The 8,540-nt window shown below is 42.2% G+C and carries 6 protein-coding genes and 1 tRNA gene; 5 read left to right on the top strand and 2 right to left on the bottom strand.

Going from position 1 to position 8,540, the window contains the following annotated elements:
• Nucleotides 1-216: 216 nt before the first annotated feature.
• Complete coding sequence (rnr, locus tag B3014_RS13970) at nucleotides 217-2,394, bottom strand: ribonuclease R (RefSeq protein WP_414683055.1); 2,178 nt, start codon at nucleotides 2,392-2,394, stop codon at nucleotides 217-219.
• A 40-nt stretch (nucleotides 2,395-2,434) separates the two neighbouring features.
• On the opposite strand from rnr, the gene B3014_RS13965 reads away from it, so the two are divergent.
• The 4 genes from B3014_RS13965 (at nucleotide 2,435) to coq7 (ending at nucleotide 5,718) form a co-directional block, all read left to right on the top strand.
• Nucleotides 2,435-2,521, top strand: a tRNA-Leu gene (locus tag B3014_RS13965).
• A gap of 372 nt (nucleotides 2,522-2,893) precedes the next feature.
• On the top strand, nucleotides 2,894-3,847 hold the full coding sequence (locus B3014_RS13960) for a chemotaxis protein (protein ID WP_286304237.1): 954 nt from the start codon (nucleotides 2,894-2,896) through the stop codon (nucleotides 3,845-3,847).
• Between the two features lie 145 nt (nucleotides 3,848-3,992).
• Nucleotides 3,993-5,051: a GGDEF domain-containing protein gene (locus B3014_RS13955; protein WP_286304238.1), complete on the top strand. Its 1,059-nt coding sequence runs from the start codon at nucleotides 3,993-3,995 to the stop codon at nucleotides 5,049-5,051.
• A gap of 16 nt (nucleotides 5,052-5,067) precedes the next feature.
• Entirely contained in the window at nucleotides 5,068-5,718 is a 651-nt protein-coding gene (coq7, locus tag B3014_RS13950; protein ID WP_289243448.1) for a 2-polyprenyl-3-methyl-6-methoxy-1,4-benzoquinone monooxygenase, read from the top strand.
• Between the two features lie 7 nt (nucleotides 5,719-5,725).
• Here the strand turns inward: coq7 and B3014_RS13945 are convergent, their stop codons facing one another.
• Nucleotides 5,726-6,034, bottom strand: coding sequence for a PilZ domain-containing protein (locus tag B3014_RS13945; RefSeq protein ID WP_289243449.1), 309 nt, complete (start codon nucleotides 6,032-6,034; stop codon nucleotides 5,726-5,728).
• 76 nt (nucleotides 6,035-6,110) lie between these two features.
• Between B3014_RS13945 and B3014_RS13940 the strand changes: the two genes are divergently transcribed.
• On the top strand, nucleotides 6,111-8,501 hold the full coding sequence (locus B3014_RS13940) for a Lon protease family protein (RefSeq protein ID WP_289243450.1): 2,391 nt from the start codon (nucleotides 6,111-6,113) through the stop codon (nucleotides 8,499-8,501).
• Nucleotides 8,502-8,540 lie beyond the last annotated feature (39 nt).

Here is an 8,540-nt window from a genome sequence, read left to right as displayed (position 1 = left end):
CACAATCCGGGACTCTACCAACTGAGCTACACTCACCATTATTCTTGTATGAGGTGTGGATGACTTAGGATGTCGACCTCAAGAAAGACGATAATTCTACTGTGATTATTTTTCTGGTCAAGGAAAATCTCTGATTAGATGAAAAATAGCCTTACGCAACGTTCATCTCATTCAGAAATAAATGGCTGTTATTGTTTCTTATAACAGCCATTTATATTATTTCGTCTCGACTAATTCCAGATCAATTTTTTTCTCATCGAGATCAACACGAACCACTTTGACTTTTAGTGTATCGCCTAAGCGGTATACTTTGCGCGTACGCTCCCCCGTGAGGCGGTGCCCTGTCGGATCAAATTGATAATAATCATTTTTCAAAGAGGTAACATGCACTAAGCCTTCTATATAGATATCACTTAGCTCTACAAACAACCCAAATCCTGTGACACCACTAATCACGCCATCATGAACTTCACCAACGCGGTCACGCATGTATTCACATTTCAGCCAGTCACTGACATCTCTTGTGGCTTCATCGGCTCGACGACTGGTCATGGAGCAATGTTCGCCTAATTGCGCCATGTCCTCATAGGAATAACGCCATTTTTTATCTTTTTTCTGGCTAAGTACGTGACGAATGGCTCTATGCACCAATAAGTCAGGGTAACGACGAATCGGTGAGGTGAAATGTGCATAGGCTTCAAGCGCTAAACCAAAGTGCCCAATATTGTCAGGACTGTAAACTGCTTGTTTCATACTGCGTAACATCACAGTTTGCAGCAGGTGCCCGTCAGGCCGTTTACTCGCCGTTGCCAGTAATGAGGCATAGTGACGTGGCTCAGGTTCTTCACCACCACCTAAAAATAAACCGAGTTCACCCAAAAAGTCGCGTAGACCAGAGAGTTTTTCTTCTGAGGGTGTTTCGTGAATACGATATAAAACCGGTAATTCACTTTCCAACAAAAACAATGCAGCACTGACATTGGCGGCAATCATAAATTCTTCAATGAGACGGTGAGCGTCATTACGTTCACGAGGTTCTATCGATTTAATTTTTCTATTTTCATCAAAAAGAAATTGCGTTTCCGTCATTTCAAAATCGATTGCACCGCGCTCGTGACGAGCCTCAAGCATGACGTTATAAAGGTCATACATCGTCTCTATGGCTGGTAACACGTGTTGATATTGCTCACGTAAAGCGGTGTCGTTATCCACTAGCATGGCCGCCACTTTGTCATATGTTAACCGCGATTTTGAGTGCATTACGGCTTCATGGAAGTCATAAGAAACTGTTTTACCAGTTTGATCGATTTCCATTTTGCAGACCATGCACAATCTATCGACTTCTGGGTTTAATGAACATAACCCATTGGACAACGCTTCTGGCAGCATTGGAATCACTTGGCTAGGGAAATAAACGGATGTGCCTCTTTCCTGTGCATCCTGATCCAGCGGACTGTTGGGCAGTACGTAGTGTGATACATCAGCAATGGCCACCCATAAACGCCAGTTGCCGGATTCCAGCTTCTCAGCGTATACAGCATCATCAAAGTCTCTGGCATCTGCACCATCGATGGTGACAAGCGGCATATCACGAAGGTCGAGTCTGCCGTTGATCGCTTCCTCGGGAATACTGTCTCCCAGATTATTGGCTTGTTCTTCAGCTTGTGGTGACCATTCGTAAGGAAGTTCGAAAGCACGCAAAGCAATGTCAATTTCCATGCCTGGCGCCATATGATCACCCAATACGTTGACGATTCTGCCTAAAGGAGATCGATGTTTATTAGGCTGTTCCGTTATCTCCGCTTCAACAATCTGATTGACTTGTGCATGACTCAGATCGCTCGGTGGAATCAAGATGTCCTGGCTGATTCTTCGATTGTTGGGAATGAGATAAAAAATGCCGGCATCTTGAACCAGACGGCCTACGATGCGCTCGTTGTTACGCTTAACAACTTCAACTATGGCACCTTCTTTTCGACCTTTTCTGTCAGTGCCGGTTATACGTGCCAATGCACGGTCACCATGCAAAACTACACGCATTTCGCGCTCACTCAGAAAGAGGTCATCACCTCCCTCATCAGGGATAAGAAAGCCATAGCCTTCTGGATGCCCCATCACGCGACCACTGACAAGATTCATTTTGGAAACTACGCCATAAGCGCCTTTCCTGTTGCGAAGTAGCTGGCCGTCACGTTCCATCGCTCGTAACCGACGGCGAAGCGCTTCATTAGCATCTTCACCTTTAACATCAATCAGTTTGGCGATGTTTTTGCGCGATAAGGGGGTGTTGTTTTGTTTGAGAATATCTAAGATAAATTCACGACTTGGGATGGGGTTGTCGTATTTTTCTGCTTCTCTATCGAAAAAGGGATCGTTTTCGCTATTATTGGTCATTGACAGTTTTTGTTTCACTCTGTATCTTTGCGCGTCTGTTGCCCAGGTGGCGGAATTGGTAGACGCGCTAGCTTCAGGTGCTAGTGTACTTATGTACGTGGGAGTTCGAGTCTCCCCCTGGGCACCATTCCAACAGCATATTCATACGCTGTATAAATCTCGATTTTTTATTGTATTCTATTTCTAAAGTCATCATTCAACAATCTTTTGACGACTTCATAGTGCTACTCTAACAATCATCGAATTTTCCTGCTACTCAATTCTGTTCAGATACGAATCCTATCCAGTGCAATGATAGTAATGCGAAGGAAATATCGGTCGTGTGCAAGATTAAATGAATTCCACATGACATCTAACCATATGATTTGATTAGTGCTTATGTCAGTGCTGAATAATTTTTGAGATATTGTGGCTAACTCTGCTCAAGCTTTCGTGCTAATGTCCGCTATTATTTCTAGACATATTCACGTTCATTTATTTGAGTTTTGCGAGAATTCATATGGCCACATTTATTGATTCCATCGACGAGCGAACCAAACTAGCTGGTACTAATCATCTGGAGGTTTTGTTGTTTAGCTTAGGAACGAGTGATGAAACAGGAAGAAACGAACTGTTTGGTATCAACGTTTTTAAAGTTAGGGAAGTACTGAATATTCCTGAGATAACGACTGCCCCAGAAATGCCTGATGGCGTTGAAGGCTTTGTCAGTCTTCGTGGTGATATGGTTCCTATCATTAATCTCCAAAAGTTTTGCAAACTCAGATCTAAAGATAAACCACGAATCCTGATGATTACTGAATATAACACCCATGTTCAAGGATTCTTGGTCAGCTCGGTAGATACCATCCAACGGTTGAATTGGGAGCAAGTCAAAGAGCCACCACAACTCATCTCACAACGAATGGGTGGCTTAGTTACTGCCGTAGCAGAATTGAGTGACAAGCGCCTAGTCATGATTATGGATGTTGAAAAAGTGCTGGCAGATGCTGGTGACTTTTATGATGAAACTGTGTTTGATGGTATCAAACAAGTCGATAAAAGAGGGCACTATCGCCTTCTCTTTGCTGATGATTCAAATATCGCTCGTAAGCAAATTACCAAAACACTTGATGTGATGGGTGTTGGGCATATAGGAGCTGTAAACGGCGCCGAAGCCTGGAAAATGCTAAACAAAATCGCTGCTCAATGTGAGCAGGAGGGTCGTGATATTACAACTGAAATCCAAATGGTGTTGACTGATGTCGAAATGCCGGAAATGGATGGTTATGTACTGACACAGAAAATAAAATCCGATCCAAGAATGGTAAATTTACCGGTCATTATGCATTCTTCATTGACAGCCAAAGCTAATAAAGCAATGGGCGTTGGTGCTGGTGCTGATGATTATGTTTCGAAATTTCAGCCACGAGATCTGGCTGATACACTCTTCAAGTATCTGGAACGCCAGGGTTAAAGTCTTGTGCATCAATGCCTAAGGATTGAACTCATACTTAAAAAAGTATATCTTTTCTGGTTGGATACTGGAGTATCGCACTAAATAATCTGGGTGCCATGGAGTGCTCCATCATTTAATTCATGAGCATACAAGGCATGTGGCAATGAATCACAATAGTATTAGGATCATAGATAATCTCGCTGAGATTACCAGTTACCACGATCGACATGTTCTTGAAAAAAGTTTACTAAAGACAATAAACGAGCTATTTCCGGCAAAAGACATTAGGTTGTTCCGGGTTAGTGAGCAGAGTGATAACCACGATCTCAGTTTGCTCGCATACTGTGTTAATGACGTTATTGTCTCCAGTGATGAAAATCCGAGGTTAGTGACTGAAGACAAAGGTATCAGTGAGACTATCTTTCAAGCGATAGAAGCAGGGGATGTACAGTTAAGCTCGACAGAAAATGGTCTTTGGAATCTAGTTTATCCAGCATTCGATGCTCATGGCGACATTTTCGCTGTATTATTAATATCAACAGACCTAGTACCTTCAAATGGCGATCAAAGACTGATTTACGGAATACTTCGCGTGTATTCTAATTATCTAGCACTGATTGAAAAAACGCAGAAAGACAAATTAACGGGTTTATATAATCGCGAAACCCTTGATAACGAAATCACTAAAATTCTTGTTCGTCAGGGCCGACATTTCAACGATCAGATTACCTCTCCTAATGACTCCCGTCGACGTAGTTTTGCAGTAAAATACTGGTTAGGCGTGATCGATATCGATAATTTTAAAACCATCAATGATAATTTTGGTCATCTATACGGGGATGAAGTCATTATTCTTGTCGCTCGACTGATGACTTCAGGCCTGATTAGGGACGATGATTTAGTCTACCGTTACGGTGGTGAAGAGTTTGTTGTCGTGCTAAAAGCAGCCAACGAAGATGATGCAATGCACACATTTGAACGAATCAGAGAGATGGTCGCTGCCCATAAGTTTCCTCAGATTAATCAAGTGACGATTAGCATTGGCTTTGTAGAAATTGTTGCCCAATCATCACCGGCAGATGTCATCGGTGAAGCGGATGAAGCGTTGTATTATGCTAAGGGTAATGGCAGGAATCAGGTGCACAGTTACAGCCGTTTGTTGCAAGAAGGCAAAGTTAAGTCAGTATCCAAAGTAGCACATGGTGGTGTTGAATTATTTTAATGGTAGGTCTTGTTGTATGTTCAAAGTAAGACAGTTAAGTTTGATTGATCACGTTATTATCGAGTTAGACAAAGCCATTACTACGGTGGTCGGAAAGCCTGAGACAACACAACGTCATGTACCTGGAAATGAGATTGAAGAAGCGACAGCATTAAGCACTGCAGAACAAAGGCATTCAGCTGGTCTGATGCGGGTAAATCACTCAGGTGAAGTCTCTGCTCAAGCCCTTTATCAGGGGCAAGCATTAACAGCTAAATTGCCTGAAGTTCGTCAGGCTATGGAGCAAGCAGCACTGGAAGAGAATGATCATCTGGTATGGTGTGCAGAACGTTTAAGTTCACTCTCATCACATCGAAGTGTACTAAATCCAGTTTGGTATATCGGCTCGTTTGCCATAGGTGCTGTTGCTGGAAAAATAGGTGATAAATGGAGTTTGGGCTTTGTGGCCGAAACAGAAAAACAAGTCGTTAATCATCTTGATGAACACTTGGGAAAACTAAGTGCTAATGATCTGAAAAGTCGTGCTGTACTTGAGCAGATGCGAGAAGATGAACTTCATCATAGAACGACTGCTTTAGAAGCTGGTGGTGCAGAATTACCTCGTCCTGTGAAAACAATGATGTCGATCACCTCAAAAGTCATGACAAAAACAAGCTACTGGATATAAATACGTTTTACTGACTTTCTTCTATTAGAATAGATATCAGGTATTGCCCGACCATTTCAGTATCAGCTTCTACCCTCAATACTTTTCCCTGAATAATAAACGGTGAGAATCTGTCATTTCCCGTATCCATGACAATTTCTAACCTGTCATGCTCAGCTGGTGAAAAGTCTGATTGAATAAGTAAACCGCTGGCACTTAAATTTTTACTGATTCCCCTGTGTGTTATTTCTTTATCGCCACTTAAGGAAAATGTAATAGGCGTATCGATTTTCATTCGGTGATATGCCCGTTTTTCATCATAATCATTTGGTGACATCTGATTCTCCCATCGTATATTGTCTATTTTTTCCTTAGACTTAAGCTTAAAGTAACTTATTCAAATCGAGAAAACTATGCCTGAGAGCACAAAATTACAAGTCAGTGATTTATATCATCATTGTAATCCTGAACAGTGGACATTTTCTTCCACTCAAGATCTTAAAGCGACGAATGAAGTTATTGGTCAACAGCGCGCATTGAGCGCCATCGAGTTTGGCAGTCATATTGATGCGGATGGTTATAACTTATTTGTAATGGGACCAGCTGGGGCAGGCAAATATACCTTAACCCGGCGTTATCTTGAGCAACATGTTGAGCATCTTCCTGCGGCCAAAGATTGGGCTTATCTGAATAATTTTGATGATCCACAACGACCTTATGCACTGAGTTTGCCAGCAGGGCAGGCTAAGCAACTTCGTCAAGATATTGAGGATGTTATTGATGCATTGAAGGAGGAACTACCTCAAGCCTTTGATGATGAATATTATCGTGGGCGGCTAAGAAGTCTTGATGAAGCAACCCGTAAACATCGCGTCAGATTATTTGGCGTATTACAAAAGGAAGCTGATCGGAAGGGTATTGTCTTATTAAGGCTGCAAGATGGAAATTATGCTTTTGCTGCTCAGCATAATGGCGAAGCGATGACTTCTGAAGAATTTGAGCAATTACCAGCGGCTCAGCAGGAAGAAGCAGAGAATGCCATAGCAGATTTACATGAAGACCTTCAGCACACCTTATTAGAAATCAGAGAGTGGGAGAGAAACAATACAAAACAGCTGCAGGCTCTCAACGATGAAGTCGCACTGGAAGTGTTGAGTAAACATGTCAACAAACTCAAACATGCCTATCCAAGCTCAAGCAAGTTACAGCACTATTTTGACGCTATGCTTAAAGATCTTCGCAGTAATGTGGATGCTTTTCTGAAAGATGAGCAATCTGCTGAAGAGGCTACCAGTGACATTAACATACACAAACGTTATCAAATCAATCTGGTCGTAGATAACAGTCAAAAGCATGGTGCACCAATCGTGTATGAAAATTTACCCAATCATCAGAGCTTACTTGGCTGCATCGAAAATATGGCGATGATGGGAGCTCTGGTTACCGACTTTACTTTGATTAAAGCAGGCGCGCTTCACAAAGCAAATGGTGGTTTTTTGATCGTTGACGCAGAGCAACTGCTTTTACAGCCATACGGTTGGGAAGGCTTGAAGCGAGCATTAAAATCACGTGAAGTAAGATTTGATGCTTTAGAGCAAATATACAATCTCGTGGCGACAGTGTCTCTAGATCCTGAGCCAATACCCTTGGACCTGAAAGTTGTTTTACTGGGTGATAGAGAATTGTATTACCTGTTATATGAGATGGACCCCGAGTTCGCTGGCCTCTTTAAAGTCGTTGCTGACTTTGAAGATGAAATGACGCGAAGTGTTGAAAACGACACCTTATTTGCTCAAATGATGGCAAGCACCATTGAAAAATATAAATTAATTGATTTCGATAACTATGCCATTGCTAAAGTCATTGAACATAGTGCCAGGAGCATAGAAGACAGCCAAAAACTCTCTCTGCATATGGGCAATATGGCTGATTTATTACGAGAAGCATCTTTTCTGGCGAAACAGCAAAAGAATCCACTTGTCACCAGAGATAATGTGCAAAGCGCCATCAAGTTAAGAGAACAAAGGCTCGATCGGCTGCGAAGCCAGATTTATCAACAAATTGAACGAAATATTATTGATATTTCAACATCAGGCTCAGTGATTGGACAAATCAATGCATTATCGGTGCTGGGAATTGGTGGCTTCAGCTTTGGTCAGCCATCCAGAGTGACTGTTTCAGCTCGTTATGGTGATGACAACATCGTGGATATAGAACGTGAGGTTGATCTCGGTGGCGACATACACTCTAAAGGCGTATTAATTCTGAGTGGTTATTTGGGACGAACATATGCATCTGATAATCCATTATCCATGTCAGCAAGTATCGTTTTTGAACAAAATTATGGTGAAGTGGACGGTGATAGTGCCACGGTTGCAGAACTATGCGCTCTATTATCCTCCATCGCCAACATTCCAATGAAGCAGTCAATTGCAATAACTGGATCCATGAATCAAATGGGGCAAGTTCAGGCTATTGGTGGTGTGAATGAAAAAATCGAAGGTTTCTTTGATATTTGTCAGCTCAGTGAGTTAACCGGTGAGCAAGGGGTGATTATCCCTGCCACAAACGTGCAGCATCTCATGCTACGAGAAGATGTGATCAATGCTGTGGAAAGTGGACAATTCCATATCTACGGTGTGAGTCATGTCAATCAGGCTCTGGCATTATTGTCTGGCATGCCAGCAGGTGAGTACGATGAAGAAATTGGTTTTCCGGATGATACATTTAATGCGCATGTGATGAAGCAAATACAAAAATGGGGTGATCATAACCGTAACGATAAAGAATCATCATCTGAGTGACGGGTTTATTGAAGACTCTGATGTTGATGACGATAAGTA

This window comes from Methylophaga sp. UBA678 (assembly GCF_002299105.1).
In the GTDB taxonomy this organism is placed as follows: Bacteria; Pseudomonadota; Gammaproteobacteria; order Nitrosococcales; family Methylophagaceae; genus Methylophaga; species Methylophaga marina.
The sequence above is the reverse complement of the archived record's forward strand: the minus strand, read 5'-3'. Positions and strand labels throughout refer to the sequence as shown.